This is a genomic window from Haladaptatus salinisoli, from assembly GCF_020614375.1.
Lineage (GTDB): Archaea > Halobacteriota > Halobacteria > Halobacteriales > Haladaptataceae > Haladaptatus > Haladaptatus salinisoli.
This window is the reverse complement of the sequence record NZ_CP085327.1, coordinates 449,320-475,716: the sequence shown is the minus strand read 5'-3', so window position 1 is coordinate 475,716 and position 26,397 is coordinate 449,320. Positions and strand designations below refer to the sequence as shown.

General features: G+C 65.9%; 30 protein-coding genes. 20 read left to right on the top strand and 10 right to left on the bottom strand.

Going from position 1 to position 26,397, the window contains the following annotated elements:
- Window positions 1-2: 2 nt before the first annotated feature.
- The 3 genes from LIX00_RS02695 to LIX00_RS02685 all read right to left on the bottom strand — a co-directional run bounded on the left by LIX00_RS02695 (window position 3) and on the right by LIX00_RS02685 (window position 2,026).
- Window positions 3-470, bottom strand: coding sequence for a hypothetical protein (locus LIX00_RS02695; protein WP_227354647.1), 468 nt, complete (start codon window positions 468-470; stop codon window positions 3-5).
- A 223-nt stretch (window positions 471-693) separates the two neighbouring features.
- On the bottom strand, window positions 694-1,815 hold the full coding sequence (locus tag LIX00_RS02690; RefSeq protein ID WP_227354646.1) for a pyridoxal phosphate-dependent aminotransferase: 1,122 nt from the start codon (window positions 1,813-1,815) through the stop codon (window positions 694-696).
- A gap of 61 nt (window positions 1,816-1,876) precedes the next feature.
- The gene (locus LIX00_RS02685; protein ID WP_227354645.1) at window positions 1,877-2,026 is read right to left on the bottom strand and encodes a hypothetical protein; all 150 of its coding nucleotides are present in this window, start codon (window positions 2,024-2,026) and stop codon (window positions 1,877-1,879) included.
- A gap of 419 nt (window positions 2,027-2,445) precedes the next feature.
- Here LIX00_RS02685 and LIX00_RS25915 point away from each other — a divergent pair, with 419 nt between their 5' ends.
- The gene (locus tag LIX00_RS25915) at window positions 2,446-2,568 is read left to right on the top strand and encodes a hypothetical protein (RefSeq protein WP_255679343.1); all 123 of its coding nucleotides are present in this window, start codon (window positions 2,446-2,448) and stop codon (window positions 2,566-2,568) included.
- Window positions 2,569-2,616: 48 nt separating this feature from the next.
- Here LIX00_RS25915 and LIX00_RS02680 read toward each other — a convergent pair whose 3' ends face one another.
- On the bottom strand, window positions 2,617-3,363 hold the full coding sequence (locus LIX00_RS02680; RefSeq protein ID WP_227354644.1) for a proteasome assembly chaperone family protein: 747 nt from the start codon (window positions 3,361-3,363) through the stop codon (window positions 2,617-2,619).
- A 96-nt stretch (window positions 3,364-3,459) separates the two neighbouring features.
- On the opposite strand from LIX00_RS02680, the gene LIX00_RS02675 reads away from it, so the two are divergent.
- Window positions 3,460-4,365: an RsmB/NOP family class I SAM-dependent RNA methyltransferase gene (locus tag LIX00_RS02675; protein WP_227354643.1), complete on the top strand. Its 906-nt coding sequence runs from the start codon at window positions 3,460-3,462 to the stop codon at window positions 4,363-4,365.
- Window positions 4,362-4,874: a DUF7122 family protein gene (locus tag LIX00_RS02670; protein ID WP_227354642.1), complete on the top strand. Its 513-nt coding sequence runs from the start codon at window positions 4,362-4,364 to the stop codon at window positions 4,872-4,874. The genes LIX00_RS02675 and LIX00_RS02670 overlap by 4 nt, the downstream gene beginning before the upstream one ends.
- Here LIX00_RS02670 and LIX00_RS02665 read toward each other — a convergent pair.
- Window positions 4,871-6,376 carry a DUF790 family protein gene (locus LIX00_RS02665; protein ID WP_227354641.1) on the bottom strand — a complete coding sequence of 502 codons (1,506 nt, stop codon included), beginning with the start codon at window positions 6,374-6,376 and terminating at the stop codon, window positions 4,871-4,873. The two genes, LIX00_RS02670 and LIX00_RS02665, sit on opposite strands and share 4 nt — an antisense overlap.
- 76 nt (window positions 6,377-6,452) lie before the next feature.
- On the opposite strand from LIX00_RS02665, the gene LIX00_RS02660 reads away from it, so the two are divergent.
- Window positions 6,453-6,839, top strand: a complete 387-nt coding sequence (locus LIX00_RS02660; protein WP_227354640.1) for a hypothetical protein — start codon at window positions 6,453-6,455, stop codon at window positions 6,837-6,839.
- On the opposite strand, the gene LIX00_RS02655 is transcribed toward LIX00_RS02660, so the two are convergent.
- Together LIX00_RS02655 and LIX00_RS02650 are read right to left on the bottom strand one after the other, a co-directional pair.
- Window positions 6,840-8,177, bottom strand: coding sequence for a DEAD/DEAH box helicase (locus LIX00_RS02655; RefSeq protein ID WP_227354639.1), 1,338 nt, complete (start codon window positions 8,175-8,177; stop codon window positions 6,840-6,842). It lies immediately after the preceding gene.
- 23 nt (window positions 8,178-8,200) lie between these two features.
- Window positions 8,201-8,956, bottom strand: a complete 756-nt coding sequence (locus LIX00_RS02650) for a DUF2797 domain-containing protein (protein ID WP_227354638.1) — start codon at window positions 8,954-8,956, stop codon at window positions 8,201-8,203.
- Window positions 8,957-9,138: 182 nt separating this feature from the next.
- Here LIX00_RS02650 and LIX00_RS02645 point away from each other — a divergent pair, with 182 nt between their 5' ends.
- The 6 genes from LIX00_RS02645 to LIX00_RS02620 all read left to right on the top strand — a co-directional run bounded on the left by LIX00_RS02645 (window position 9,139) and on the right by LIX00_RS02620 (window position 15,160).
- Window positions 9,139-9,375, top strand: coding sequence for a hypothetical protein (locus tag LIX00_RS02645; RefSeq protein WP_227354637.1), 237 nt, complete (start codon window positions 9,139-9,141; stop codon window positions 9,373-9,375).
- Window positions 9,376-9,482: 107 nt separating this feature from the next.
- Window positions 9,483-10,640, top strand: coding sequence for a S8 family peptidase (locus LIX00_RS02640; RefSeq protein ID WP_227354636.1), 1,158 nt, complete (start codon window positions 9,483-9,485; stop codon window positions 10,638-10,640).
- A 186-nt stretch (window positions 10,641-10,826) separates the two neighbouring features.
- Window positions 10,827-11,954, top strand: a complete 1,128-nt coding sequence (locus LIX00_RS02635) for a S8 family peptidase (RefSeq protein WP_227354635.1) — start codon at window positions 10,827-10,829, stop codon at window positions 11,952-11,954.
- A gap of 366 nt (window positions 11,955-12,320) precedes the next feature.
- Entirely contained in the window at window positions 12,321-13,469 is a 1,149-nt protein-coding gene (locus LIX00_RS02630; protein ID WP_227354634.1) for a S8 family peptidase, read from the top strand.
- A gap of 166 nt (window positions 13,470-13,635) precedes the next feature.
- On the top strand, window positions 13,636-14,775 hold the full coding sequence (locus tag LIX00_RS02625) for a S8 family serine peptidase (protein ID WP_227354633.1): 1,140 nt from the start codon (window positions 13,636-13,638) through the stop codon (window positions 14,773-14,775).
- Between the two features lie 52 nt (window positions 14,776-14,827).
- Complete coding sequence (locus tag LIX00_RS02620) at window positions 14,828-15,160, top strand: BsuPI-related putative proteinase inhibitor (protein ID WP_227354632.1); 333 nt, start codon at window positions 14,828-14,830, stop codon at window positions 15,158-15,160.
- A gap of 27 nt (window positions 15,161-15,187) precedes the next feature.
- Here the strand turns inward: LIX00_RS02620 and LIX00_RS02615 are convergent, their stop codons facing one another.
- Window positions 15,188-16,120 carry an NAD-dependent epimerase/dehydratase family protein gene (locus LIX00_RS02615; protein ID WP_227354631.1) on the bottom strand — a complete coding sequence of 311 codons (933 nt, stop codon included), beginning with the start codon at window positions 16,118-16,120 and terminating at the stop codon, window positions 15,188-15,190.
- A 164-nt stretch (window positions 16,121-16,284) separates the two neighbouring features.
- On the opposite strand from LIX00_RS02615, the gene LIX00_RS02610 reads away from it, so the two are divergent.
- The 10 genes from LIX00_RS02610 (at window position 16,285) to LIX00_RS02570 (ending at window position 24,613) form a co-directional block, all read left to right on the top strand.
- Entirely contained in the window at window positions 16,285-17,910 is a 1,626-nt protein-coding gene (locus LIX00_RS02610; RefSeq protein ID WP_227354630.1) for a Na+/H+ antiporter NhaC family protein, read from the top strand.
- A gap of 46 nt (window positions 17,911-17,956) precedes the next feature.
- Window positions 17,957-18,499: a tRNA (cytidine(56)-2'-O)-methyltransferase gene (locus tag LIX00_RS02605; RefSeq protein ID WP_227354629.1), complete on the top strand. Its 543-nt coding sequence runs from the start codon at window positions 17,957-17,959 to the stop codon at window positions 18,497-18,499.
- The gene (locus LIX00_RS25910) at window positions 18,496-18,630 is read left to right on the top strand and encodes a hypothetical protein (RefSeq protein ID WP_255679341.1); all 135 of its coding nucleotides are present in this window, start codon (window positions 18,496-18,498) and stop codon (window positions 18,628-18,630) included. Before LIX00_RS02605 ends, LIX00_RS25910 begins: the two co-directional genes overlap by 4 nt.
- A gap of 21 nt (window positions 18,631-18,651) precedes the next feature.
- A complete protein-coding gene (gene tfe, locus LIX00_RS02600) occupies window positions 18,652-19,179 on the top strand; it encodes a transcription factor E (RefSeq protein ID WP_227354628.1) in 528 nt (175 codons plus the stop codon).
- A complete protein-coding gene (locus LIX00_RS02595; protein WP_227354627.1) occupies window positions 19,179-19,853 on the top strand; it encodes a DUF2110 family protein in 675 nt (224 codons plus the stop codon). The genes tfe and LIX00_RS02595 overlap by 1 nt, the downstream gene beginning before the upstream one ends.
- A complete protein-coding gene (locus LIX00_RS02590; protein ID WP_227354626.1) occupies window positions 19,850-20,620 on the top strand; it encodes a DUF5803 family protein in 771 nt (256 codons plus the stop codon). Before LIX00_RS02595 ends, LIX00_RS02590 begins: the two co-directional genes overlap by 4 nt.
- A 30-nt stretch (window positions 20,621-20,650) precedes the next feature.
- Window positions 20,651-21,343, top strand: a complete 693-nt coding sequence (locus tag LIX00_RS02585) for a competence/damage-inducible protein A (RefSeq protein ID WP_227354625.1) — start codon at window positions 20,651-20,653, stop codon at window positions 21,341-21,343.
- 220 nt (window positions 21,344-21,563) lie between these two features.
- Window positions 21,564-22,418, top strand: coding sequence for a manganese catalase family protein (locus LIX00_RS02580; protein WP_368410725.1), 855 nt, complete (start codon window positions 21,564-21,566; stop codon window positions 22,416-22,418).
- A gap of 48 nt (window positions 22,419-22,466) precedes the next feature.
- Window positions 22,467-23,531, top strand: coding sequence for an ATP-NAD kinase family protein (locus LIX00_RS02575; protein WP_227354623.1), 1,065 nt, complete (start codon window positions 22,467-22,469; stop codon window positions 23,529-23,531).
- Window positions 23,532-23,584: 53 nt separating this feature from the next.
- Window positions 23,585-24,613 (top strand): phosphate signaling complex PhoU family protein, encoded by a 1,029-nt coding sequence (locus LIX00_RS02570; RefSeq protein WP_227354622.1) that lies wholly within the window; start codon window positions 23,585-23,587, stop codon window positions 24,611-24,613.
- Window positions 24,614-24,647: 34 nt separating this feature from the next.
- Here LIX00_RS02570 and LIX00_RS02565 read toward each other — a convergent pair whose 3' ends face one another.
- On the bottom strand, window positions 24,648-25,082 hold the full coding sequence (locus LIX00_RS02565) for a DUF7528 family protein (protein ID WP_227354621.1): 435 nt from the start codon (window positions 25,080-25,082) through the stop codon (window positions 24,648-24,650).
- Window positions 25,083-25,169: 87 nt separating this feature from the next.
- Window positions 25,170-26,360, bottom strand: coding sequence for an LEA/WHy family protein (locus LIX00_RS02560; protein ID WP_227354620.1), 1,191 nt, complete (start codon window positions 26,358-26,360; stop codon window positions 25,170-25,172).
- Window positions 26,361-26,397 lie beyond the last annotated feature (37 nt).

Here is a 26,397-nt window from a genome sequence, read left to right as displayed (position 1 = left end):
GATTACCGGGACGCGGTTCCGACCGTCGGACAGCGAGTCGTCTCCGTCCGCGTGTCGGTTCCCGGCGTCCCGGTCGTTCCGGTTTCGAACGCGCCGGTCGTTTCGGTTCGCGTCGTTTCGTTCGCGGTGACCGTCGTGACGAACTCCCCCTCGGTGGTGTCAGTCGCGGAGACGTCCGAATCGGTCGTCTCGGTGGTCCGGGTAGTCTGGGTCGTCTCCGTGCGGTCCCCCTCGGTGAGGGTACCGACCGTCTCCGTCTCGACGGTCACCGTCCCGACCGTCGTTCGATTCTCGTCGAGTCGTCCGTCCGTCGTTTCGGTCGTCGGACAGGGGGTCGTCGTTTCCGTGCGGTTCTGGCTCGGGTGAACGCCGTCCGCGCCGAAAAGCGGGAGCGCGTGTCCGCCGACGCTCATCACGAGTCCCGCGACGACGACCGCCACGAGGGCGTTCGACGCTGGTGATGACTCCATGTCGGCGGGAGAACGGCAAGGAGCGATTTCAGTAGCGGCGGTCGTTTTATCCGTTCAGTCGATTCGAGAACTTGATTCGTAAACGCGGAAGGTGATTTCCACCGTCCCAACGACGGATGTCCGTCCGCGGCGTCGAATCCACCGGCGATTATCGTCGCGCGACCGCACCGCATCGCCGCGACGGCGAAAGCGGGGGACCGCTCGCAGAAGGGGAGGGGTTCGATTACCGAACCGCGCGCGCCGCCTCACCCATCACTTCGAGCGCCGTTTCGATCTCTTCGATACCGGTCGCGTAGGAGATGCGGGCGTAGCCCGCGCCGCCCTCGCCGAAGGCGTCGCCGGGGACGACGATGACGCCGCGCGAGAGCACCTCGTCCACCCACCCCTCGGGAACCTTCGGCATGGCGTAGAACGCGCCGGAGGGCGTCGGCGTTTCGAGACCGATGTCGGAGAGACCGTCCAAGAGCACGTCCCGGCGCTCCTCGAAGGCGGCGACCATCTCGTCGACGGGGTCCTGCGGACCGGTGAGGGCGGCCTCCGCGGCGAACTGCGCCGGGGCGCTCGCGCAGGCCTGCACGTACTGGTGGACGCGGAGCATTCGCTCGATTCGGCGCTCGCTTCCGGCGACCCAGCCGAGTCGCCACCCGGTCATCGAGTAGGATTTCGAACAGGCGTTGACGACGACGACGTTGTCGGACTCGGCGAACTGCATGGGCGAGTGGTGGTCGCCGTCGAAGACGATGTGTTCGTACACCTCGTCGGAGATGCAGAGCACGTCGTGCTCGTCGGCGATGCGGGCGAACTCCCGCATATCCTCCTCGCTCTGGACCGCCCCGGTCGGGTTCGCGGGGCTGTTGACGACGAACGCGGCGGTGTCGTCCGTGATGGCGTCCTCGACCGCCGCGGGGTCGAGCGTGAGGTCCTCCCGGAGCACGACGGGTCGGGGTTCGCCGCCCGCGATCTTCGTCAGCGCGTCGTAGGAGACGAATCCGGGGTCGGGAAAGATGACCTCCTCGCCGGGGTCGACGTGCGCCTCGATCGCGATGTGGAGGGCTTCGCTCCCGCCCGCCGTGGCGATGACGTTCTCCGGCGGGACGTCGAGGTCGTTGTCCCGCTCGTGTTTCGCGCTGATGGCGTCCCGAAGCTCCGGGAATCCCTTGTTCGGCGTGTAAGCGTCGGTCGCGCCCGATTCGATGGCGTCGAGCGCGGCCCGCCGGGCGTGGTCCGGCGTCGGGAAGTCGGGTTGTCCGATGCCGAGGTTGATGGCGTCCTCGCCCGCGGCCTCGAACACCTTCCGGATGCCGCTTATCGATACGCGTTCGACCCTGTCCGAAAAGCCGGTCATACGCCCGAAACGACGGAACCCGGTGCGATAATTCTTCTCCTCTCGGGGCGACCCCGTTCGGTCACTCGACCTGCGCTCGGAGCGCGTCGAGGTGGTCGCGGAGCACCGACAGGGCGGCGTCGGCGTCCATGTAGCCCTTCTCGTACTCGGAGTACACCTTGTCCGCGTCGCGGAGGAACTGCTGTAGGTCGGCGTCTTCGCTGTCGGTCATGGTCGTTCGAACGCGGTTGGCGTGGAAAAGACCGACGCTTTCCGCCGAGCGAGCGACGAAACGCGCATCGCGCGACGTACCGATTTCGTTTGGAAAATGGCACGTATTCGAACCGGTTCGAAAAAACCGCCTCATGAAACGTCGCCGCCTGCTATCTACGGCCCTCGCTTACCCCGTGCTGTCCGGCTGTGCGAAGATTACGAAGGACGCGGAGAAACCTCGATTTACGATCGAATCCGCGGAGGTACACGGATTCGAGCCGGGACGTTTCGTGCTGATCGCCGAATTAGAGAGGCGAGGAGACCGAAACGGCGCGCGTTCACCTCCGGTGGGAGATAGCGTTCCGAGGGGAGGGGTTTCGACGCGCGATAGAGCAGCGATTCGTCGTTCCGGCGGACGAGAACCGCACGTTTTCGTTGGTGTGCGAAACGAGCCGCGATTTCGACGGCGACGACGTCCGCGAATCGAAGGTGAAGGTAGTCCGGCGCTCCGCGCCGGACTCGGAGTGGGTGACCGTCCCGCCGAACGCCAGCGGTGAGTGAACCGCGACCGGAGGTTCCGATTCGCTACGCTCGACCGTCGTAAAAGGTTCAGTGGAACATCCGAAGCGGTTGCGCCTGCGAACTCTCCTCCGACTCGGCCTGCTGCATCCGCTGGGCGAGTTGCTCTTTCTGCTCGCGGATGTCCTCGGCGCGCTCCACGAGGTCGTCCGTGTTCACCTCGACGTCCGCGAGGGGACCGATGCCCTTCTCGATGAGGATGCGGGCCGCCTCCGGGTCGGGGAACTGCGGGTCGGACTGCACGACGAGGCCGACGGCGTCGAGTTCCTCCTTCCCGGCGTGGTGGAGGAGCGCCCCGGTCGGGCCGCTGACCGCGCCCGTCTCGTCCGGCGCGCCGATGTCGTGGTCGTCGAGCAGGGTTCCGGCGTCGCCGGTCGCGACGCCGTACAGGCTGGGCACCTCGTCCGGCTGCTTCTGGTGCGGGAGACCGCTCAGGAACAGCGGCGTGGCGTCGTTCGACTCTATCCACGAGGTGACGCAGCTGGCGAACTCGGGCGCGGCGTCCGACGAGACGGGCACGTCGCTCCGCAGCGCGACGAGGTCCCGCTCCTCGTCGGCGTAGAGCCGAACCGGCGGGAGTAGCTCCCGGTCGCCGCCCTGGTACACCGCTATCTGCGGGATGCCGTCGCAGTCGATTCCCGCGTAGTAGGTCATGTCGAACTCCTCGACGAGGTGGTCCGTGGCGATCTTTCCGACCAGACCCAGCCCCGGCAGTCCCTCGACCAGCGTCGGCGCGTCCAGTTCCACGTCGTCCGCGACCACGGTTACGTTGGTCATACGCGATAATTCGGCCGGATTCCACTTAATTGCGCGGGCGGAGTCGCGAGGGACGCTCCGAAACCCACAAACGCCTCTCGCTCGCACGTCCGAGTAATGGACGCACTGGAGCGTTACGAACCCATACTCGACGACTTCGAGGCGTTCCGCGCCGCCTGCGAGCGACCGCTTCCGTCCGTCGTCCGGGTGAACGGCATCAAGGCGACCCGGGAGCGCGTGACGCGGGCGCTCGACGCGGAGGACGTCGAGTGGACGCCGCGCGAGTGGAACGAGAGCGTGCTGGAGATCGACGCCAGCCCCGGCAACACGTGGCCGTCCTTTCACGGCTGGACGCACGGACAGGAGGAGGTGTCCTCGATTCCCGCGGTCGTCCTCGACCCCCGACCGGGCGACCGCGTGCTCGATTCCTGCGCCGCGCCGGGCGGGAAGACGACGCAACTGGCCGCGCTGATGGACGACGAGGGCCTCGTCGTGGCGAACGACAGCAACCTCGGACGCCTCTCCGCGCTTCGGTTCAACGCCGAACGACTCGGCGTCACCTCCGTCGCGGTCACGAACCAGGACGCGCGGAACTTCTCGCTCAAACCGTTCGACTTCGCGGCCTTCGACGCCGCGCTCGTGGACGTCCCCTGCTCCTGCGAGGGGACGGTTCGGAAGAACCCGACCGCGCTGGACGACTGGAGCCTCGACCACATCGAGGGCGTCTCCGGCGTCCAGAAGGGCATCCTCCGGCGGGCGGTGCAGGCCACCAGAGAGGGCGGGGAGGTCGTCTACTCCACCTGCACCTTCGCGCCCGAGGAGAACGAAGCCGTCCTCGATTACGTCCTCGCGTCCGAGGACTGTCGCCTCGTCGAGTTCGAGGTCGGCCTGCGCTCCGAACCCGGCGTCACGGAGTGGCGGGGCGACGAGTACGACGAGAGCGTCCGAGCGGCGAAGCGATTCTACCCGCACCACAACGACACGGGCGGGTTCTTCTGCGCGAAACTGGAGGTGGGCGCGTGACCGACGAACCGACGAACGACGGCCAGCGATTCGACCGCCTCCCCGCCACCGCGGACGAGCGCGAGGTGTCGGGTCGCGCGACCAGGGAGGAGGTGCTCGACTGGTGGGACGAGCGGTTCGGTATCCCCCCGGAGACGTTCGACGACTGCTCGTTCTGGGAGAAGGGAAAGGGGAAGGTGTGGGTGCTCCGCGGCGACCTCGACTCGCCGGTTCGCATCGAAGCGCTCGGGATGACGTTCCTCCGCACGCGACAGGAGCACTGGAAGCCGACGACGAACGCGGCCCAGCGGTTCGGGCGGCGCGCGACGAGGAACGTCGTCGAACTCGACCGCGAACGGGCGCGGCGCTTCGCGCGCGGCGAGGACCAGGAACTCGACTGGGACGGCGACTGGGGCTACCTCATCGCGGCCCACGAACTCGCGGGCGAGCGAGAACCCCTCGGCGTCGGGCTATTCCTCCACGGCGAACTCCAGTCGCTCGTGCCGCAGGGACGACGGCGCGACATCTAACGCTCCCTGACCGTCCCGCCGCTCAGCCCCTCCCACTCGACGGAGTAGCCCAGTTCCGAGAGCACGGCGCTGGCGTCTTCGATGCCGGAGTCGGCGAGTAGTCCTTCGACCTCCGAGTACGCCATGCCGTCCTCGATGTCGTCGGCCAGCGCGGCGAGGACGGCGGGACGAACCAGCGTCCGCCCGACTCGCTCGTGCTCCGGAAACTCCTTGTCGGCGAGCGCGTCCTCGCTCACGCCGTGCCGGGCGGCGAGGTCGGTCAACGAAATGGCGTCGGCGTCCGGCGCGAGTTCGTCCGGGAGCGAGTCGGCGCTCTCCGCGACGAGTTCGTCCTCGTAGCGCCGGAGTGCGTCGCGCACGTCCTTGACGCGGATTCGCCCGCCGGAGTAGGGGATGGCCCGGTGGTCGCGCGCCGCTATCTCCTCGCCCACGCCGAGGGACTCGTCCACAGCCACGAGCAGTTCCACGTCCTCGACCGTGTCGAGTTGGGAGAGCTTCTTCTCGACGTACTCCGGCGTCCAGAAGCCCATCACCTCGAAGAAGAGCCGAAAGTCGGCGTGCTCGTAGTCGAACGCGAAGTCCGGAATCATCACCTTCGCGCCCGCCTCGAGCGGTTCCGGTTCGCGCACGAGGTTCCAGTCCAACCCGAGCGCCTCGAACCGGGCGGCGAATTCCCGTTCGACGCCGCTGTCGAACGACACGTCGCTCACCGGTTCGGTTCCGGGTGCGCGCACGGGGTCGGCGTCGGTGAGGACGAGTTCGCGCTCGGTTCCGTAGTCGTCGACGGTCGCCGCGAGGTGCCACTCGTTCGCCTTCGCCACGGTTCGGAGGAGGCGCGCGAACCGGGTTCCGTACCGGCGCGTCGAGCGAAAGAGCGCGTCGGGGCCGGTGACGATCACCTCGCGTCCGGCGTCGGTCTTCCGAATCTCGTACATCAGCCGCAGTCGTTTGACGGCGGAGACGAGCGCCTTCGGGTTCGAACTCCGGACGCGGAGTTCGGTCGCGTCGAACAGCGCGGTCTGGGCGAGCGAGAGGTTGTACTGGGCGACGAGTTCGTCGGGACTCCAGCGCGGGTCGAAGGCGGCGAGGAGTTGGCGCTCCTCCAGGTCGGCGTACAGCGACTCCGAAATGTCGTCCGGCGTCGAGCCGAGGCGCTCCGCCGCCCGACGAAGCGCGGTCGTGCGGTCGACGTCGTCGGCCACGCCGACCGCTTCCGCCTCCTCGAACGCGACTTTCCGGGCGCGCTCCGGCGGAACGGCGGCCCGCGTTTCGAAGACCGCCTCGCGTTCGAGCAGTTTGGCGAATCCCCGGACGAGTTTGAAGTCCGGGGCGTCCGTTTCGAGGTCGGCGAGCGCAGACCGAAGCCGAGAACGCGGTTCGCCGACGTGACCCTGGTACGTGCCGAGGACGCGCGCGGCCAGCGGGCGGTGTTCGCGCCCGGCGAACTGCGGGTGATAGCCTCCCCCGGCGCGCGAGACGCGGAGCAGGTCTTTCGTGAGCACGATTCCCGGTAGGCGCGGAGCGTACAAAAGGAATCTGAATGAGAAGATTCATTCCGGTCGCCCGAGAGGAGGGGGTATGCGAAGACGAAAAGCCCTCCAGCGGTTCGGTCTCGCCGCGACGCTCGCCTCGACCGGCGGGTGCGCGACGATTCTCGGCGGCGGCGGTCAACGAAGCGGCGACGGCGACAGAAAGCGGTCCGGAACGCTGGTGAACCAGGATATCAGCGTCGAGAAGGGGGAGAAAGGAAAGCTCGTCGTGGTCGTCACCGTGCGGAACAAGGGCGAGAAGAAGGACTCCGCGACGCTCGAGACGTCCGTCACCATCGACGACTCGGTCCACGAAAAGCGGACGAAAGTGACCGTCCCGGGCGGCGAGTCGAAGGATATCTCCGTCGTGTTACCGGTCGACTACTCGAAGTACGACAACGCCTCGCGGACGAGCGTCGACCTCGACCTGAAGTAGCTATCGCCGTCGGTTAGCGACGCGAACTTCCGCGGTCTCCTCGGTCACGACCTCGTACAGGATGGCGCGCCCGCCGTCTCCCTTCTCCCGCAGAATTCGCCCGAGACGCTGTGTGAACTCGCGCTCGCTCCCGCTCCCCGAGAGGACGACGGCCACGTTGGCGTCGGGCACGTCCACGCCCTCGTCCAACACGTTCGACGTGACCACGCGCGAGTACTCCCCGCGCCGGAATCGGTCGAGTACCTCCCGGCGCTCCGCGGTCGGCGTCTGGTGCGTGACGGCCGGAATCAGAAATCGCTCGGAGAGGCGATAGACGAGGTCGTTGTGCGCCGTGAAGACGATGACTCGGTCGTCGCAGTGGTTGTCGAGGATATCGGCGAGCGTCGCCACCTTCGCGTCGCTGTTCATCATGATGTCGCGCGCGCGCTGCTTGGCGAGGAGGGCTTCGCGGGCCTCCGGGTCGTTGCCCGACCGTTTGACGAGTTCCTGATAGTCGCTTCCGCTCTGCATCCGGATGTTCGACTTGGCGAGGTAGTCGGTGAACACGCCCTGCTCTCGCTCGTACCGGTCGCGCTCCTCGGGCGTGAGTTCGACCGTCATCCGTTTGACGTCGTACGGCGCGAGGTACTCGCCCGCGAGTTCGTCCACGTCGACGTCGAACACCTTCGGGCCGACGAGGTCGCCGACGACCTCGTGTGCGCCGTCCGGTCGTTCGAACGTCGCCGTCAGCCCCATCCGGGCGGGGGCGGCGAGCAGGCGGGCGATTTCGCGGTAGCCCTCGCCGCCGAGGTGGTGAACCTCGTCGAAGACGGCGAGGCCGAACCGGTCGCCGATGTCGTCCGCCCGGAGGTACGCCGAGTCGTAGGTCGAGACGGTGAGGGCTTCGACGTTCTGTTCGCCGCCCCCGAGTTGGCCGATGGGCGTGTCGAACTCCGTTTCGAGCACCCGCCGCCACTGTTCGAGCAGATCGATGGTCGGAACGACGACGAGCGTCGGAGTCTGACACCGCTCGATGGCCTTCACCCCGATGACCGTCTTTCCGCTCCCCGTCGGGAGTTCGAGCACCCCTCGTCGGCGAGCGTCGTCCCACGAATCGAGGGCGTTCGCCTGATACTCCCGAAGTTCGTAGGCCGAGAGCAGTCGCGGGAGTTTCGGTAGGTCGAGGACGGAGTCGTCGGTCGAAACGTCGCGTTCGTCGAGAAAATCGCGGAGGGCGGCGTAGCGGAAGGCGGGGGCGCGCCGGGTCTTCGAGCGCGGGTCGGGTTCGGTGAACGGCAGGTCGCGTTCGGTCTCGACCCGCAGGGTGCCGCCTTCGTACGAGATGGTCACGTCGGCCACACCGAAAATGGGGATTCCGCGGCCTAAAAGGTGCCGAGGCTGGACTGGAGGCTTCGGTCGGTCGCGCCGCGCTCCAGTTCGTAGCCGACGAGGTCGCGCATGTCCGTCGCGTAGGCGGTGCCCGCGCGTTCGAGCACGAGCACGCGACCTTGCGTTCCGACGACGGTGCCGCTGGCGAGCGTCTCGCGGACGGGCGCGGACGCCAATTCGAAGCCGTACTCGAATGCGAACGTGTCGAGCGGGTCGAACGGCGACAGGGCGTCGCGCCACGCGGATTCGTCGACGGTTCGGTGGAGGTTCCGAATCTTCGCGGGGACGCGGACGCGGTCGGTGAACGTCTCCGCGAGTTCGGCCTCCAGTTCGCGGGCGATCCGCCCGTCCTTGACGGTTCGGAGGTGGGCGGCGCGGTCCGCGCCCTGCTCGCGGAGCCGCGTTCGAAGTCGCCACTCGCGGGTGACGCCGACCTTGAACGTCGCCGGCGCGAACGCGGCGAGGTAGACGGCGTGTTCCTCGTAGCAGTCCATCTCGTCTTTCAGACACGTCCCGGTGCAGCGGGCGCAGACCCACGTGCTGGTGTGGGCGTCGCAGTACGGCGTTCCGGGGCGAGCACAGGGGACGTGGGTCTCACCGTCGAACGTCCCGGCGCAGTGTCGGTCCCCGAGCGTGTATTCGAGTTCGGTTCCGGGCGGCAGTTCCTCGCGCGCGAGGGAACCGTCGCTCACCAACAAGGAAGGGGGACCGTCCCCGGACGCACCAGTTTCGTACCCGACGACTTGCACGAACGGGAGTACGCGCCGACCGAGTAAAAGTCGTATCGTTCGTCGGGAAACGATTTCCCCGAGGGTGGTTTCCGGACGTTCGCGGGGAAATACATCGCGTTATTCGGTTGAAATTGGGTTGAGAGGAAATATTTGAACGTAAGGAAAAGCTTTTAATAATCATTGCCTCGTAGTAACGTACCGTGCCGGACCGTGACACGGAGGAATCGGAGCGGGACGCTGTCGAGGTGAACGTCGGATTCGACGGCGAGAGTGGCCGAAAAGCGGCGTTAGACTGCGCCGTGGAGGTGATACGCGAGTTCGAATCGCTCGACGTGGTGACCGTCACAATCCCGCGCGAACGGCGGTCGGAACTGGAGGCTCACGCGGCGATTCGGTACGTCGAGGAGAACGGGACGGCAGGCACACTCGACGCCTAGGGTGGCGTTTGCGGTGGCGCGCTAGTTCGTCAGACCAATCTATCTCTAAATATTAATTTATTCGAAAAGAAAATTATTTAAATACGTAGGAGATTATTACAAGCTGCATGGCAAGGAAAGACAATGGCGTTTCGCGGCGGAATGTACTCAGACTAACGGGCGGTTCGCTGGCAGCGACCGGCGCGAGCGGCCTCGCGGCGGCGAAGCCCACCGACAAGGTCGAAGTCAACATCGGGTTCAAGAGCGGACGCGGTCGCTCGGCGGCGCTTAGCGCCGCGTCCGACGTGGTTCGGGAGTTCAACTCCATCGACGTGCTCACGATTCGCGTGCCGAAGAAGGCCGTTTCGGGCCTACAGAACAATCCGAACGTTCGCTACGTCGAGGAGAACGGGACGATGCACGCCCTCGCGGAGACCGAACCGTGGGGCATCGAGCGCGTCGACGCGGACGTAGCTCACGCGAACGGCGAGACGGGCGCGGGCGCGGACATCGCCATCATCGATACCGGCATCGACTCCGACCACCCCGACCTGCAGGCCAACCTCGGCGCGGGGAAGGCGTTCGTCTCCTGCAAGGGCGGACCGAAGAAGTGCCGATACAGCTGGGACGACGACAACGACCACGGCACCCACTGCGCCGGCATCGCCGACGCCGTGGACAACGGCCAGGGCGTCATCGGCGTCTCCACGGAGGCGACGCTGCACGCCGTCAAAGTGCTCGATTCCCGGGGCAGCGGATACTTCTCCGACATCGCGGCGGGCGTCGAGTACGTCGCCGACCAGGGCTGGGACGTCGGGAGCATGAGCCTCGGCGGGTCGTCGGGGTCGCAGGCGCTCCACGACGCGATTCGGTACGCCTACGACAACGGCGTCTCGCTCGTCGCGGCGGCCGGCAACAGCGGTCAGTGCACGGACTGCGTCGGCTACCCGGCGGCCTACCCCGAGACCATCGCGGTCGCGTCCTCGAACGAGAGCGACGGCCAGTCCTCGTTCTCCAGCCAAGGCCCCGAAGTGGACATCATCGCGCCCGGTAGCAACATCTACTCGACCGTGCCCGGCGGGTACGACACCTTCTCGGGAACGTCGATGGCCTGCCCGCACGTCGCCGGTGCCGTGGGGCAACTCATGGCGCAGGGCTACTCGGCTCGCGACGCGGAGAGCCGGATTCTGAGCACGGCGAAAGACCTCGGTCTCTCGTCGAACGTACAGGGGCAGGGCCTCCTCGACGTTGCGGCCGCCCTCGGCTACGATTCGAGCGACAACTGAACGTCCACCGCTCGGCGATCCTTTTTTCGGAACTCGACCGCTCTCCGGGAGCGACTCGATACCGACCGAGGGACGTCTGCGAGACGTCTCTCCGCCGCGAGAGTGTATATCCACGGATTTAAAGAATATATTAATAGTTCCCAATAAGTAAAATTTAATACCTAGGCATACATTGTTTCAATCGCAATGATACGCAACAAAGGTGGCGTTTCGCGGCGTAGCGTACTCAAGACGACGAGCGGTGCGGCGGGCGGCCTCGCGGTCACCGGTTTCGCGAACGCGAAACCGGACGACTTCGTGCGGATCAACGTCGGTTATCAAGGAAATGGTGGACGGAAGGCGGCGCTGAACGCGGCTTCCGCCGTCCGTCGCGATTTCAGTTTCGACGCGCTCTCGCTCGAAGTTCCAAAGCGAGCAGTCGCGGCGCTCGAGCGACGTCCGGACGTGCGCTACGTCGAGGAGGACGGTCAGATGCACGCCCTCGCGGACTCCGTCCCCTGGGGCGTCGACCGCGTCGACGCGGAGCAGGCGCACGCGGACGGCTACACGGGTGCGGGCGCGGACATCGCCATTCTCGACACCGGCATCGACTCCGACCACGCCGACCTCGACAACGTCGGCTACAGTCGCGGATTCGGCTACAGCACGTGGGAGGACGGCAACGGTCACGGCACTCACTGCGCCGGCATCGCGGCGGCGGAAAACGACGGACAGGGCATCAAAGGCGTCGCTCCCGACGCGACGCTGCACGCCGGGAAGGTGCTGAGCGACAGCGGCAGCGGGTCGTTCTCGGACATCGCGGCCGGCGTCGAGTGGACGGCGAATCAGGGGTTCGACGTGGCCAGCATGAGCCTCGGCGGGTCGTCCGGTTCCTACACGCTTCAGGACGCCTGTAACTACGCCTACAACAGCGGCGTCTTCGTCGTCGCTGCGGCGGGCAACAGCGGACCGTGTTCCTACTGCGTCGGCTACCCGGCGGCTTACTCCAGCGTCGTGGCGGTCAGTTCGACCAACTCCAGCGACGGCCTGTCGTACTTCTCCTCGACCGGGCCGGAAGTCGAGATCGCCGCACCCGGCAGCAACATCTACTCGACGTACAACGACGGCGGCTACAACACGCTCTCGGGAACGTCGATGGCCTGCCCGCACGTCGCGGGTGCCGCCGGCGTCCTGATGGCCGCGGGTTACTCGAACTCGGGCGCACGCAGTCGCCTCAAGAACACCGCGGAGAACATCGGTCTGTCGAGCAACGAGTCCGGCGCCGGCCTGCTGGACGTCGCTGCGGCCGTCGGTTCGCCGACCGGCGACAACTGAAGCGACTCGCTTCCGTTTCGCGCACGCCGTCGAGGTTCTCGGACCGCAAAGCGACGAACGGGGCAACGGGTTCCTCGACGCGCTGGCCGCACCATCACATCGTTTTCTGACGTTTCGCCGAACGAGCGACGGGTCCCGAGTGAAAGCCCGCGAACACCGCCGCCCGGACGAGTAGGACCGTCGGATCGTCGCCCATCCGATAGTAACGGCGCGAGCGACGAGAGTTCGCCGGGCGGTTCGCCGCCGTTCGCCGATTACTTTCCGACCGATAGATTCGGAGACTGATTCGAGCAGTTATGAAAACCGCTCAATTAAACGTGAGCGTAGAAATCTTTTATAGTTCCACAGTATTTTATTTTTGACTCGATGGCACAGAAATTCGGTATTCCATCGAGGCGAGACGTGTTGAAACTGACCGGCGGTTCGCTCGCCGCGGCGAGTGCGGGTGGTTTGGCGGCGGCGAAACCCGACGATACGGTCGAGGTCAACGTCGGGGTCGCGTCGAACAGCAGTCGGAGTGCGGCCCGTAGCGCGGCGACCGACGTAATTCGAGAGTTCGACTCCATCGACGTGCTCACGATTCGCGCGCCCAAAAAGGCCGCCTCGGGGCTTCGGAATCGCGCCGACGTTCGCTACGTCGAGGAGAACGGAACCGTCGAGGCGCTGGCCCAAACGCTCCCGTGGGGCGTCGACCGCGCGGACGCCGAAGTCGCCCACGCGAACGGCGAGACGGGTGCCGGCGCGGACATCGCTATCATCGACACCGGCATCGACAGCACGCACCCCGACCTGCAGGCCAATCTCGGCACGGGTCGGTCGTTCGTGACCACCGGAAACTACCCGGCGTGGCAGGACAACAACGGTCACGGCACCCACTGCGCCGGCATCGCCGACGCCGTGGACAACGGCCAGGGCGTCGTCGGCGTCTCCACGGAGGCGACGCTGCACGCGGTGAAGGTGCTCACCGGCTCCGGTTCGGGCACCACGTCGGACGTGGCGGCCGGTATCGAGTACGTCGCCGACCAAGGGTGGGACGTCGGAAGCCTGAGTTTGGGAAGTTCGTCCGGTTCGCAGACCCTCCGCGACGCCTGCCAGTACGCCCAGAGCAACGGCGTCCTGCTCGTCGCTGCGGCGGGCAACTCCGGGCCGTGTACGGACTGCGTCGGCTACCCGGCGGCTTACCCCAGCGTCATGGCGGTTAGCTCGACCAACAGGAACGACGGCCTCTCCTCGTTCTCCAGTCAGGGTCCGGAAGTCGAGATCGCCGCGCCCGGTAGCGACATCTACTCGACGTACGTCGGCGGGACGTACACCAGACTCTCGGGGACGTCGATGGCCTGCCCGCACGTCTCGGGTGCCGCCGGGCAACTGATGGCGAACGGCTACACCAACTCGGAGGCGAGAAGTCGGTTGAAATCCACCGCCGAGGACGTCGGCCTATCGAGCAACGAATCCGGATCGGGACTCCTCGACGTTGCGGCCGCCCTCGGCTACGATTCCGGCGACAGTACGTAAGCTCGTCGAGGACCGTAAACCGCCGTCGACGCGGCGGAACTCGGCGTTCCGGCCGCCGCCGCGAAACCGTCGGTCCTCGACAGAGACGCGGGGACCGCCGCAGGCATTTTCCTGCCTATTATTTCCCTCTAGATAAATTTATTATAATGAAAATCAGATGGTAATCATGGAGGATTCACGAGAGTTCGTCTCCAGACGGACAGTTCTCAGAACAACCGGTGCCGCGCTCGCGCTCCCAACTGTGAGCGGTTTCGCGGCGGCGAGCCCCGACGAATTCGTCGAGGTCAACGTCGGCTACGACGGTCGCGACGCGCGAAAAACGATCCTCGATACGGGACACGAGGTCGTCCGCGAGTTCAACTTCGACGCGCTCACGATTCGCGTTCCGAAGCGAGCGGCCGAAGCGCTCGCGCGGAATCCGAAGATTCGGTACGTCGAGGAGAACGGCCGGATGCGCGCGCTCGGCCAGCAGACGACGTGGAACATCGACCGAGTGAACGCCGACAGGACGTACCACTGCGGCTACGATGGTTCGGGTGCGGACGTCGCCATCATCGATACGGGCATCGACGACGACCACCCGGACCTACGGGCCAACCTCGGTTCGGGTGCTGGGTTCGTCACCTGTGGGAGTAGTTGTAGCTACGGCGGTAACGACAACGCCTGCAACCAGTCGTGGTCGGACGACAACGACCACGGCACCCACTGCGCGGGTATCGCGGGGGCAGCGTACGACTCGCAGGGCGTCTACGGCGTCGCTTCCGGAGCGACCTTGCACGCCGTCAAAGTGCTCAGTTGCTCCGGCAGTGGTAGCTACTCCGACATCGCGGCGGGCGTCGAGTACGTCGCCGACCAGGGCTGGGACGTCGGGAGCATGAGCCTCGGCGGGTCGTCGGGGTCGCAGGCGCTCCACGACGCGATTCGGTACGCCTACGACAACGGGGTCCTCCTCGTCGCCGCGGCCTCGGGATCGTGTTCGACGTGCGTCGGCTACCCCGCCGAGTACTCCGAGGTTATCTCGGTCGGCGCGACGGACAAGAGCGACGCCGTCTCGTCCAGCAGTACCACGTCGGCGGAGATCTACGCGCCCGGTAGCGACATCTACTCGACCGTTCCCGGCGGGTACGCGACGTTCTCCGGTTCGTCGATGTCCGCGCCGCACGTCGCGGCGGCGGGCGGCATCCTGATGGCTCAGAGGGGGTTCAGCCACCAGAGCGCGCGAACGCGGCTCACGAGTACGGCGGGATCCGTCTCCGGTTGTTCGAGTTGCAAACTGCTCGACGTTGCGGCGGCGGTCGACTGCTGAACCGACGCCGCGAGGGCAAGCTTTTCTACTCGTTCCGACGAACGGTGAATCAATGGTACTCGAAAGCGACGTGACCGCGACGACCGGCGGCGATATCGTCGAATTCGAACTAACGGTGCGGAACCCGGACGACGACCCGGCGGACGTGACCTTCCGAAGCGGCCTCGACGCCGACTTCGCGGTGCTCGACGACGACGCCGAAATCTGGCGGGCGAGCGACGGGCGGATGTTCACGCAGGCGCTCAGGTCGGTGACGTTCGACCCCGGCGCCGAAAAAACCTACACCGCGGAATGGCCCGACCCGGCACCGGGTCGGTACACCGTCGTCGCGACGCTCGAACTCGTGGAAGAGGACGTGGAAGCGAGCACCGATTTCTCGGTGTAGTTCGCGGGGGCGTGTCGCTACGGAACGCTACCTGCGCAGTTCGTCGTACAACTGTTCGGCCGCTCTCCGAACCGCCTCGTCGCTGCTCCGAGCGGGGTTCCAACCGAGCGCGGACAGTTTCTCGATGGAGAGGCGCATCTTCGGCACGTCGCCCGTCCAACCGCGGTCGCCGCCGGTGTACTCGTACTCGGGGTCGAGACCCATCACGTCGGCCACGATGTCGGCGATGGCGTTGACCGAGGTGGTCGTTCTGGTGCCGAGGTTGTAGATGTTGAGGTCGTCGTCCGCGGTCTCGACGACGTGGCACATCGCGTCGACGCACTCCTCGACGTGCAGGTAGGATTTCTCCTGGAGACCGTTTCCGAGGATGGTCAGCGTCTCGGGGTCGGAGAGGAGTTTCTCGATGAAGTCCGGGATGACGTTTCCGCGCTGGTGCGGCCCCACGATGTTGGCGAACCGATACACCCACGACGTGATGCCGTGCGAGTGGGCGTACGTCGAGACGATGCCCTCGTCGGCGAGTTTGCTCGCGCCGTAGATGCTGATGGGTTCGAGCGGGGCGTAGTCCTCCGGCGTCGGCATCGGCGCTTCGCCGTACACTGTCGAAGAGGAGGTGAACGCGAGGTTGGTGACGCCGACCTCGTGCATCCGTTCGAGGACGTTGTACGTCATCGCGCCGTTCTCCTCGAACAACCGGCGGGGGTCGGAGTAGTTAGTGTCGGTGTACGCCGCGAAGTGAAAGACGACGTCGAGGTCTTCGGTGACGACCTCGGCCACGTCGTCCTCGTCGGTCATGTCCGCCCGCGCGAACTCGACCCCTTCGGGGACCCGGTCCCGGGTTCCCTTCGAGAGGTCGTCGGCGACAGTCACGTCGTTTTCTTCCGACAGTCGCTCGGCGAGGTGAGAGCCGACCAGTCCGGCGCCGCCGGTTACGAGCACTCGTTTCCCGGATAGTTGCATGTGCCAACCTGTGCCGGTGGCGCGCAAGTGTTTTCCGGTCTTCGCCGGTACGCGGGAAGTTTCGGGAATCCGAACCGAAACGTGATATTCCAATAGAAATTCAGATTTATGATTTCAATCGACGCCAATAACGCTTATTTTCGTGACCGATAGTGAGTCTCACCATGCCTTCAGAGACGTACGGCCTCATCAGCCTGTTTCCGGCGCTGATCGCCATCGTGCTGACGCTGGTGTCGCGGCAGGCGTTACTGTCGCTGTTCGCCGGTATCTGGCTCGGTGCGACTATCCTCGTCGGGTGGAACCCCGTGGCCGGTGCCGCCCGCGGTTTACAGTTCGTCGTGACGAACCTCACCGACGCGTTCAACGTCAAACTGCTCCTGTTCACGTTCCTCATCGGCGCGATGCTCGGGATGATATTCCTCTCCGGCGGGATGCGTTCCGTGGCGGACGCCATCGTCAAGCGGGTGAAGACGGGACGGCAGGCCCAACTCGGCACCTCGATTCTTGGCATGCTCATCTTCTTCGACTCCTACGCCAGCACGATGATCTCGGGGTCGGTGATGCGTCCCGTGACCGACCGCTTCGACGTGAGCCGGGAGAAACTGGCGTACATCCTCGATTCGACCACCGCACCCACCGCCAGCATCGCCGTGGTCTCGACGTGGCTCGGCTACGAGGTGGGGCTCATCCAACAGCAGTTCAACTCGCTCGGCATCCAGAAGAGCGCCTTCGTGGTGTTCATCCAGTCCATCCCGTTCCGCTTCTACAGCCTGTTCGCGCTCGCGCTGGTCTTCATCGTCGTGCTCGCCGATTGGGATTTCGGTCCGATGCGGGCCGCCGAGCGTCGCGCCCGCCGGGAAGGGAAGGTGCTCCGCGACGACGCCAACCCGCTGATGGAGACGCAGGCGAGCGACATCGAGACGCCCGACCACGTCGACCCGCGCTGGTGGTACTTCGTCTCGCCCATCGTCGTGCTCGTCGCCGTGACCGTCTTCAGCCTCTGGTTCACCGGCGGCGGCGTCGGGAAGACCGCCACGGCGCTCGCCGGCGCCGACGGAATCTTCGAGTCGATATCCGCCGTCTTCGACGCGTTCAGCAGGGCGCTACGGAACGCGGACACCGCGAGCGCCATCCTCTGGGCGGCGTTCGCGGGCTGTGCGACGATCCTCGCCATCCTCGTCGGCCACGCTCGCATCGGGCTGGACAGGGTCAGCGACTCCATCTTCGAAGGCTTCAAGATGGTGATGTTCCCCGTCGCCATCCTCTCGCTGGCGTGGAGCATCGGCTCGGTCAGCGAGGCGCTGAACGTCGGCGACTACGTCGTCAGCGTCTCGAAGGGCATCATCACCCCCGAACTGCTCCCGGCGGTCGTGTTCCTGAGCGCGGCCATCATCAGCTTCTGTATCGGCACCTCGTGGGGGACGATGGGAATCCTGTTCCCGGTCGCAGTCCCGCTGGCGCACAGCCTCGGTACGCCCCTCGCGCTGGCGATCGGAGCCATCCTCACGGGGTCGCTGTTCGGCGACCACTGCTCGCCCATCAGCGACACGACCGTTATGTCGAGCATGTTCGCCGCCAGCGACCACGTCGACCACGTCAACACGCAGATTCCCTACGCGTTGCTGGCCGCCGGAATCGCGACGGTGGCGTTCCTCGTCAGCGGCTACACCGGACTCCCGGTCGGCCTCACGCTCGCGCTCGGACTCGCCACGCTCGTCGGCGGGACGTACGTCCTCTCGGAGCACCTCGGCACGACCGGCGAGTTGGGCGTCGCGCAGGTGTTCGAGTGAGTCGAGATTCGAAACCCCCTAACTCGTCCCGCTCGTTCGTCCGCCCATGCAGAACGAACCGGAGGTCACCGTCGTCCGACTCGGCCACCGACCCGGGCGCGACGAGCGGATGACCACGCACGTCGGACTCACGGCCCGCGCGCTGGGGGCGGACCGCGTCGTCCTCCCCGACAACGCGGGGAAGTCCCGCGACACCATCGCGGACATCACCGACCGCTTCGGCGGTCCCTTCTCGGTCGAGTGTTCGGGCAGCCAGAAGGCGCTCATCCGGAACTGGGAGGGTCGCGTCGTCCACCTGACGATGTACGGCGAGCGGATTCAGGACGTGGAGGCGGACGTTCGGGCGGCGAGCACCGACGCCCCCCTGCTCGTCGTCGTCGGCGCGGAGAAGGTCTCGTTCGACGTGTACGAGGCCGCCGACTGGAACGTCGGCGTGACGAACCAGCCGCACTCGGAGGTCGCGGGGTTGGCCGTGTTTCTGGACAGACTGTTCGAGGGTCGGGAACTGGAGCGCGAGTGGGAGGGCGCGGAACAGCGCGTGATTCCGAAGGCGACCGGAAAGCGGGTGGAGTCGGTCGACGAGGGGTGACCGACGAACGACACCGGGACGAGGGTCGACCGGGAACGCCGAAAGTACGCGTTTCGGCGCGTCCCCCGACCGACGGCGTTCGAGCCGAAACGACGCACACCGACCGTCTCCCGATGGTTTTAAACGGCTGAACAACCCGGTATAACGTATCAATGGCTTTCGAGGACCTACTGAGCGACCCGGTGATACAGAAGTATCTCCACGAACTGGTCGGCCCGAAGGGAATGCCGGTCGCCGCCGCGCCGCCGGACGGCGAGGTCACCGACGAGGAACTCGCGGAGGAACTCGACCTCGAACTCAACGACGTTCGCAGGGCGCTCTTCATCCTCTACGAGAACGACCTCGCGTCCTATCGGCGTCTCCGCGACGAGGACTCGGGGTGGCTCACCTACCTCTGGACGTTCGAGTACGACAAGATACCCGAGAACTTGGAAGAGGAGATGTACCGCCTGCTCGACGCGCTGAAGCAGCGCGAGGAGTACGAGCGGAACCACGAGTTCTACCTCTGTGAGATCTGCTCGCTTCGCTTCGAGTTCGGCGAGGCGATGGACTTCGGCTTCGAGTGTCCCGAGTGCGGTTCGCCGCTCGAATCGATGGACAACGCGATGTTAGTCGATTCGATGGACGAGCGTATCGAGGAACTCGAACGCGAACTCAACGTCGAGGAACTCGGCGCATAATGGTCGTCCTCGCAACCAAAGTGTACGTCGACGGCAACGCGAGAGATCGCGCGCTCGACGGTCTCGGGTCGCTCATCGAGAACGCCCTCGGCGACCTCGACGTGACGTACGAAATCGGCATCCGCCGCGACGACTTCGTCACGGTCACGGTCGAGGGCGACGACGAGGTCATCGCTCGGAACGTCCTCCGCGAGGAGTGGGGCGAGGTCACGCCGGACCTCCGCGAGGGCGAAACCTACGTCGGAACGCTCGAATCGTGGGACGACGAGGGGTTCGTCCTCGACGCCGGGCGGGACGTTCGGATTCCGGCGTCCGAACTCGGCCTCGGCCCCGGCGCGCCCGCCCAGATAGTCGAGCGGTTCGGTCTCGTCCAGCACCTCCCGATGCGATTCGTGTTCGGCGGCGACGGCGACCCCTCGCGCCTCGCCGACGAGGAGCGCGACCGCCTGTTCGACTGGTCGCGGGGCGACGGGCGCGTGAACGTCAACAGCGCGACGCGGGGAGAGGTTCGCGCGACGGTCAACCGCGCCGGACACGCCCGCGACATCGTGACGGTCGAACGCCTCGGCGTGCTGGAACAGAGCATCGTCTGCACGGAAGACACCGACCCGCCGGGACTGCTCGCCAGCATCGGCGAGTACATCCCGGCCGAGATTCGTTGCGTCATTCCATGAATCGGCGACTCGTACTCGCGTTCGGTCTGCTCGTCGTGCTCGCGGCCAGCGCGGGGTGTTCGTCGGTGTTCGGACCGGACCAGATAAGCCAAAAGAAACTCGCCGCGAACGCGTCGTACGAGTGGGACACCGAACAGGACGTGACCTACAACGTCTCCAGCGACGAGTACCAAGCCATCTACGACCTCAACGGAAAGACGACGCTCGAAATCCACAAACAGGAGGCCCTCGGCGAGAAGGCACCCGTCGAAATTTCCGCGGTCAAGTTCCAGTACCCGAACGGAACGGTCGTCGGTGCCGAAGAGATTCGGGTGAAGAAGACGAAATCGAAGACCATCATCACGCCGCCGAAGGGGAAGGGAAAGCTGGCGTACACCGCCCCGAGGCGCGGAAAGACGTTCTCGGTGCCGACCTACCTGAAAGACCGAACCTACGAGGTCGTCATCCCTCGCGGGATGCGCGTCGACCTGTTTCTGCTGAGCGACGTGCGTCCAGGCAAGTACGAGACCGAGATGCGCGACGGTCGGGTTCACATCGTCTGGGACGAATCGATAAACCCGGACGCCATCTCCGTTCGCTACTACCTGGCCCGCGATAAGTTCATCTTCGGCGGGGTGGTCGGCGTGGCGCTACTGGCCGGCCTCGGAGGGTTGGCGTACTTCCGCCTCCAGATTCGCCAACTCGAACGCGAGCGCGAGGAGCTGGGGCTGAACGTGGACGTCTCGGACGACGACTTCGGCGACGGCCCGCCGCCGGGGATGCGATAGCCCTTTTCGTCTGGCGGTCCACCCTCCGGTATGCGAGTTGCGTTGGTCACCGTCGGAGACGAGATTCTCTCCGGCGACACCGTCAACACGAACGCCGCGTGGCTGGGCGAGCGACTGACGGAGCGCGGCGTCTCGGTCGAGCGAGTCGTCGTCGTTCCCGACCGCGTGGCCGACATCGCCCGCGTCGTGAACGAATCGCTCGCCGAGTACGACGCCGTCGTCGTCACGGGGGGTCTCGGGCCGACCCACGACGACCTGACGATGGAGGGGGTCGCGGCGGCGATCGGCGTCCCGGTGGAGGAACACGAGGAGGCGATCCGCTGGATAGACGAACACACGGATTACGAGCGCGCCGACCTCGTCGCGGGGACGACCCACCTCCCGAAGGGAGCGCGGATGCTCCCGAACGAGGTCGGCGTCGCCCCCGGCGCGGAGATCGAGAACGTCTACGTCCTGCCGGGCGTGCCCAAGGAAATGCGAACGATGTTCGAACGCGTGGCCGACGAGTTCGACGGCGGACCGCACTTCGAAGAAGTCGTCCCGGCGGACGAACCGGAGAGCGCCCTCGTCGACCGATTCGCGGAGCTACGCGAGCGATTCGACGTGAAGGTCGGAAGCTACCCCGGCGACCACGTCCGCGTCAAAATCGAGGGGTCGGACGAGGAGACCGTGCGAAACGCCGCCGACTGGTTGCGCGGGCGCGTCGAACGACCGGAGCGATAGACGACCTCAGCGGTAGAGGTACGCCATCCACGCGGCGACCGACGCGAGTCCGACGACGAGAACGACGATACCTGCCGCGTTCGTGGGGAACGTCTCTGCGAGTGGGAACATACTCGGCGGTAGCCGGTCCGCACTCTTAACTCTTGACAACCCGGCGCGGCGGATTCCGAGGGCCGCCATGCTTATTGACGCAGTGAGTGCAGTCGGACGCGGTGGTACCGTGTTCTACCACGACGGAGGAAAACTACAGTACGAGGTGGAGGTAGAGGAACCCGACCCGGCGTTCGCGAAGATGCTCCAGCAGGCCATCGGCGGCGTCGAGGGGGAGATGCGGGTCGCGCTCCAGTACCTGTTTCAGGCGTGGGCGCTCCCGCAGAAACACGACGAGTACCGGCACGCCCTCCTGGAGACCGCGACCGAGGAACTCGGTCACATCGAGATGCTGGCGACGGCGGTCGCCAAGAACTTGGAGGGCGCTCCGGTCGAACTCCGCGAGCAGATGAGTCAGGACCGGGCCGTGAACGCCGCGATGAGCGGAATGCAGCCGCGCCAACTGCTCTCGTCGGGACTGCACGCGATGCCGGTGGACAGCAACGGGTTCCCGTTCAACGGGAACTACGTCGTCGCCAGCGGGAACCTCGCGGCGGACATGTACGCCAACGTCATGGCCGAATCGACCGGACGACTGCTGGCGACGAGGCTGTGGGAGGCGACCGACGACGAGGGGATGAAGGACATGCTCTCGTACCTCATCGCCCGCGACACCATGCACCAGAACCAGTGGCTCGCCCTCCTGCAGGACCTGGGCGACCCCGAAGACATGTTCGACCACCTGCCGGTTCCGGACAGCTTCCCCGACGACAAGGAGAACGAGGAGTTCAACTACTCGTTCATGTCCACGGACGTGAACGAGCCGCAGGACCCCGAGAAACGGTGGACGCAGGGCGAGTCCGTCGACGGCGAGGGGACCTTCTCGTTCATCCGCGAGCAGGACCAGGACGGGCCGAAGGCTAACCTCCAATCTCCGAACCCGAAGACGCACAACGAAGTGAAAGAGCAGGGCGAAGACGACTGATTCGCCGCCGCCCACACGCCTTTTATCCGCGCCGCCGAACCACCAGCTATGCGAGTCGGCGTGGTCGTCAACCCCATCGCCGGGATGGGCGGGCGAGTCGGTCTGAAGGGCACGGACGGGAAAGTCGCGGAGGCGCGGGAGCGCGGCGCGGAACGACGCGCGCCGGACAGAGCGGTCGCCGCCTTGTCCGCGCTCGCCGAGCGAGCACCCGACGCGGAGGTTCTGGCCTACGGGGGCGAGATGGGCGCGGAGGAAGCGCGGCGCGCGGGGTTCGACCCCGAAATCGTCGGCGAACCCGCCGGGAGCGAAACGACCGCCGAGGACACCCGCGAAGCGGTTCGCCGACTGGCGGCGGAGGACGTCGACCTGATTCTGTTCGCCGGCGGGGACGGAACCGCGGTCGACGTGGCGGAGACGCTGGCCGAGTTCGACGCCGCAGTTCCCGTGCTCGGAGTTCCCGCCGGCGTGAAAATCTACTCGTCGGTGTTCGCGGTGACGCCGAAGGCGGCGGGCCGAATCGCCGCCTCGTTCGACCGCGTCGAGGAGCGCGAGGTGAACGACATCGACGAGGCGGCCTATCGCGAGGGAGAGGTTCGAGCCGAACTGCGGGCCGTCGCGCGGGTGCCCGTGGCCGACGCGCTCCAGTCGAGCAAGCAACTCGGCGGCGGAACCGTCGAGAGCCTCGCGGCGGGGGTCGCGGACGACGTGGAAGACGGCGTCACCTACGTCTTCGGACCCGGAAGCACGGTCGGCGCGATACAGTCGGAACTGGGATTCGACGGGTCGCCGCTGGGCGTCGACGTGTGGCGCGACGGGGAGGTGCTAGCTTCCGACGCGAACGAGGAGGAGATTCTGGCCCACCTCGGCGAGCGAAACGTCATCGTCGTCTCGCCCATCGGCGGGCAGGGGTTCGTCTTCGGGCGCGGGAACGACCAGATTTCGCCCGCCGTGATTCGCCGGTCCGACGTGGAGGTCGTTGCTTCGAAGACGAAACTCGACGGAGTCGGCGTTCTCCGGGTCGACACCGGGGACGAGGACGTGGACGACTCGCTCCGCGGTTGGCGAAAGGTGCGAGTCGGGCGCTTCGAGCGACGGCTGTTGAAAGTCGTATGAGGCATCTAGTGTCATACGGTGAGGCTTAAGGGTTCATGCGAAAATAGAAGGGTATGGAAACACGGAAGGTGCAGCGACTGGGACCGTCGACGCTAGCGATGACCCTGCCCGCCGAGTGGGCGCAGGAGCACGGGGTCGAGAAGGGCGACGAGGTGTCGCTTCGAATCAGCGGCAAAGGCTCGCTCACCGTCCTCCCGGAATCGGCGCACGACGACGAGGTCGAAGCGACGATACACACCGAGCAACTCGACGCGGACGCGGTGGAGCGGGCCATCGTCGCCCAGTACGTGCTCGGGCGGCGGGTCATCCACGTCGAGAGCGACGGGACGTTGGAGAGCAGTCACATCAACGCCGTCTACAACGCGGAGACGCAGTTGATGGGACTCGGCGTCATCGAGGAGACGCCCGCGAGCATCGCCATCCGGTGTTCCGTCGACCCCGAGGACTTCGATCTGGACAACCTGCTGGAGCGACTGGAGAACACGGGGAGCACGATGCGCGGCGAGGCGGTGAAGGCGCTGGCTCACGGGAATCCGGATCTCGCGCAGCGGGCGCTGAACCGCGAGCGACAGGCGAACAAGATATTCGTCCTCCTCCTGCGCCTCATCTTCACGGCCCACGAGAACCCGAACCTCGCCCGCGCGGTGGGACTCGACACCGGCTTCCCCCTCATCGGCTATCGCTCGATAGCGAAGAACCTCGAACTGACCGCCGACAACGCGGAGGACATCGCGGACATCGTCCTCGAAGCCGACGGCCACACGCTCGAAGTGGACGGAAGCACCATGCGCCGCATCCGCGAGTTCACCGACCAGGTGGACGAGGTGACGGCGCTGGCGGTGCAGGCGGCGGTCGAGCGCGACTACGACATGACCCTCGAAGTCCGGCGGAAGTTCCACGAACTCGGCGACCGCGAGTCGGACATCCTCTCCGACCTCCCCGAAATGTCGAACGAGGACCTCCTGCAGGTTCGCGACGTGCTCGTCAGCCTCCAGCAGACGGCCCAGTACGCCATGCGGAACGCCGAGATAGCCGCGAACCTGGCGCTGAACGAGGAGAGCGAACACACGACGATCACCTGAACGACGACCCGTTTTCTCGGCGGGCGGCGACCGCTCAGTCAGCGCCCACCTCCGCCGTCGCGTCCTCGCCGAGGACGTCCGTCTCCTTCCTCGCGGTCAGCGGATTCCGCGAGCCGATTCGACAGGCGAAGTCGGGGTGTTCCGCGAAGTGGCGAACCAGCAGGTGTCTGCGCGACCCCGTGATTCCGGTTCGACCCACGTCCTCCGCGGTGAACTCGTCCGGCAGGCGGTCGAACAGCCGAGCCATCGCGTCGAAACTTTGGAACACCTTCGCGTTCCCCGCCGAGTCGGCGCTCCGGCGGGACACCTCGTAGCTCCCGTCCTCGCGGAACGTGCCCGCGGTGCGGAAGAACTCGCGGCGTTCGGTCAGGGCGTCGCCGACCGCGTCCTGCAGGTCGGTCGCCGCCTCGCGCGACAACTCGTAGGACTGCCCGTCGATGTCCAGAACTATCGATTCACCGTCTCGCATCGCCGTTACGGCACTCTCATCGCCCGAGAAGAACTCGACCAGGAGAGTGACTACTCCGTGGCATACGCAGAAATGGTCACGCCGGATTCAAAACTCTATCGGTGAGGGAAAGTATCGCGCCGCCCGGGCGTCCACCGACAGGCTCCCGAGAAGCCCACCGTCGTCCGTGGTGGTCGTCTCACCGGCGGTCGTCTCTGTCGGTGGCGCGTCCGTCGTCCGTCCGTCGGTCGTCTCCGTCGTCGCGCCCGAATCGCTTCCCGTCGTCGCCCGCGTCGTTCCGGCGGGCCGGGTCGTTCCGTTCGACCCCTCGACCGCGCCTTCGATCGAGTCGTTCTCGAAGATGTGCGTCTCGATTCGCTTCTCGTAGGTCAGCGGGCGAAGCGGCACGCGAACCGTGCTCCCGGTCGGGAGGTCGACCTTCGCGTAGAAATCGATTTTCAGGTGAGTCGTTTGGTCGTTTTCGAGGTGGCTCACCCACCACTCGTCGAGTCGTTGGTTGCGGATGACGGTCCGCATCTTAACCGTCCGCTCGGAGTTCGCCGGGATGGTGTACGGTCGTGCGGTCGTTCCCTCCCCGACCGGAATCCCGTTCATCGTCACCTCGTACCCGATTTCGGAGACGGTGTACGGCACCTGTTTCGGGTTGTACATTCGCATCCGCATCCGGATGGGCGTCCGATCGCGCGTCGGGGAACCCCAGTTCGCGCTCGTCTCGTTGACGTAGAGCACGGGGTCGGAGACGAGCGGGGCGCTCGCGTTCACCGGGCGCGTCTCCGTCGAGTTGAACTCGTCGATGATGTTCGTCTCGATTCGCTGGCTGTACGGAACGCGCACCGACCGACCGACGAGCGACGAACTGACCTTCGACCGGATTCGAAGCGTCGTCCGCTCGTCGTTTCGGATGTGCGTCGCCCACCACTCGGGAATCTTTCCATTCTCCATCCGCGTCGAGAACCGGAGCGTCGTGTTCCCGGGGTCGAGTCCGAGGTTCGACCGCTCGCCCGTGGCCATCGCCACGTCGTTCATCTCGACGGTGTAGTTCACCGAGGTGTTCCCGACCCGCACGCCGAACGGGTTGGGGTTGTCAACGACGAGCGCGGTTCGTATCTCCGTCGTCTCGTTCGTCACGTCCCCGAACTCGTTGTCCACGCCGACGACGCTCGGCGCGCCGAGCACGCCCGAGAGCACGCCCGCCCCGGCGAGCGCGGCGACGAGTACGATAGCGAGAAACCCGCGCTTTCCGACAGGTAACAGCGTCTTAAGCGGTCCCACGACCATACGGATGTTCCGGGAGAGCGGTACCAAAAAACCCTCG

Bases quoted from the DNA above. Each gene is read 5' to 3' on its own strand.
- LIX00_RS02695 (WP_227354647.1), bottom strand. From the start codon at position 470: ATGGAGTCATCACCAGCGTCGAACGCCCTCGTGGCGGTCGTCGTCGCG.
- LIX00_RS02690 (WP_227354646.1), bottom strand. From the start codon at position 1,815: ATGACCGGCTTTTCGGACAGGGTCGAACGCGTATCGATAAGCGGCATC.
- LIX00_RS02685 (WP_227354645.1), bottom strand. From the start codon at position 2,026: ATGACCGACAGCGAAGACGCCGACCTACAGCAGTTCCTCCGCGACGCG.
- LIX00_RS02680 (WP_227354644.1), bottom strand. From the start codon at position 3,363: ATGACCAACGTAACCGTGGTCGCGGACGACGTGGAACTGGACGCGCCG.
- LIX00_RS02675 (WP_227354643.1), top strand. From the start codon at position 3,460: ATGGACGCACTGGAGCGTTACGAACCCATACTCGACGACTTCGAGGCG.
- LIX00_RS02660 (WP_227354640.1), top strand. From the start codon at position 6,453: ATGCGAAGACGAAAAGCCCTCCAGCGGTTCGGTCTCGCCGCGACGCTC.
- LIX00_RS02640 (WP_227354636.1), top strand. From the start codon at position 9,483: ATGGCAAGGAAAGACAATGGCGTTTCGCGGCGGAATGTACTCAGACTA.
- LIX00_RS02635 (WP_227354635.1), top strand. From the start codon at position 10,827: ATGATACGCAACAAAGGTGGCGTTTCGCGGCGTAGCGTACTCAAGACG.
- LIX00_RS02630 (WP_227354634.1), top strand. From the start codon at position 12,321: ATGGCACAGAAATTCGGTATTCCATCGAGGCGAGACGTGTTGAAACTG.
- LIX00_RS02625 (WP_227354633.1), top strand. From the start codon at position 13,636: ATGGAGGATTCACGAGAGTTCGTCTCCAGACGGACAGTTCTCAGAACA.
- LIX00_RS02620 (WP_227354632.1), top strand. From the start codon at position 14,828: ATGGTACTCGAAAGCGACGTGACCGCGACGACCGGCGGCGATATCGTC.
- LIX00_RS02615 (WP_227354631.1), bottom strand. From the start codon at position 16,120: ATGCAACTATCCGGGAAACGAGTGCTCGTAACCGGCGGCGCCGGACTG.
- LIX00_RS02610 (WP_227354630.1), top strand. From the start codon at position 16,285: ATGCCTTCAGAGACGTACGGCCTCATCAGCCTGTTTCCGGCGCTGATC.
- LIX00_RS02605 (WP_227354629.1), top strand. From the start codon at position 17,957: ATGCAGAACGAACCGGAGGTCACCGTCGTCCGACTCGGCCACCGACCC.
- tfe (WP_227354628.1), top strand. From the start codon at position 18,652: ATGGCTTTCGAGGACCTACTGAGCGACCCGGTGATACAGAAGTATCTC.
- LIX00_RS02595 (WP_227354627.1), top strand. From the start codon at position 19,179: ATGGTCGTCCTCGCAACCAAAGTGTACGTCGACGGCAACGCGAGAGAT.
- LIX00_RS02590 (WP_227354626.1), top strand. From the start codon at position 19,850: ATGAATCGGCGACTCGTACTCGCGTTCGGTCTGCTCGTCGTGCTCGCG.
- LIX00_RS02585 (WP_227354625.1), top strand. From the start codon at position 20,651: ATGCGAGTTGCGTTGGTCACCGTCGGAGACGAGATTCTCTCCGGCGAC.
- LIX00_RS02575 (WP_227354623.1), top strand. From the start codon at position 22,467: ATGCGAGTCGGCGTGGTCGTCAACCCCATCGCCGGGATGGGCGGGCGA.
- LIX00_RS02570 (WP_227354622.1), top strand. From the start codon at position 23,585: ATGGAAACACGGAAGGTGCAGCGACTGGGACCGTCGACGCTAGCGATG.
- LIX00_RS02565 (WP_227354621.1), bottom strand. From the start codon at position 25,082: ATGCGAGACGGTGAATCGATAGTTCTGGACATCGACGGGCAGTCCTAC.
- LIX00_RS02560 (WP_227354620.1), bottom strand. From the start codon at position 26,360: ATGGTCGTGGGACCGCTTAAGACGCTGTTACCTGTCGGAAAGCGCGGG.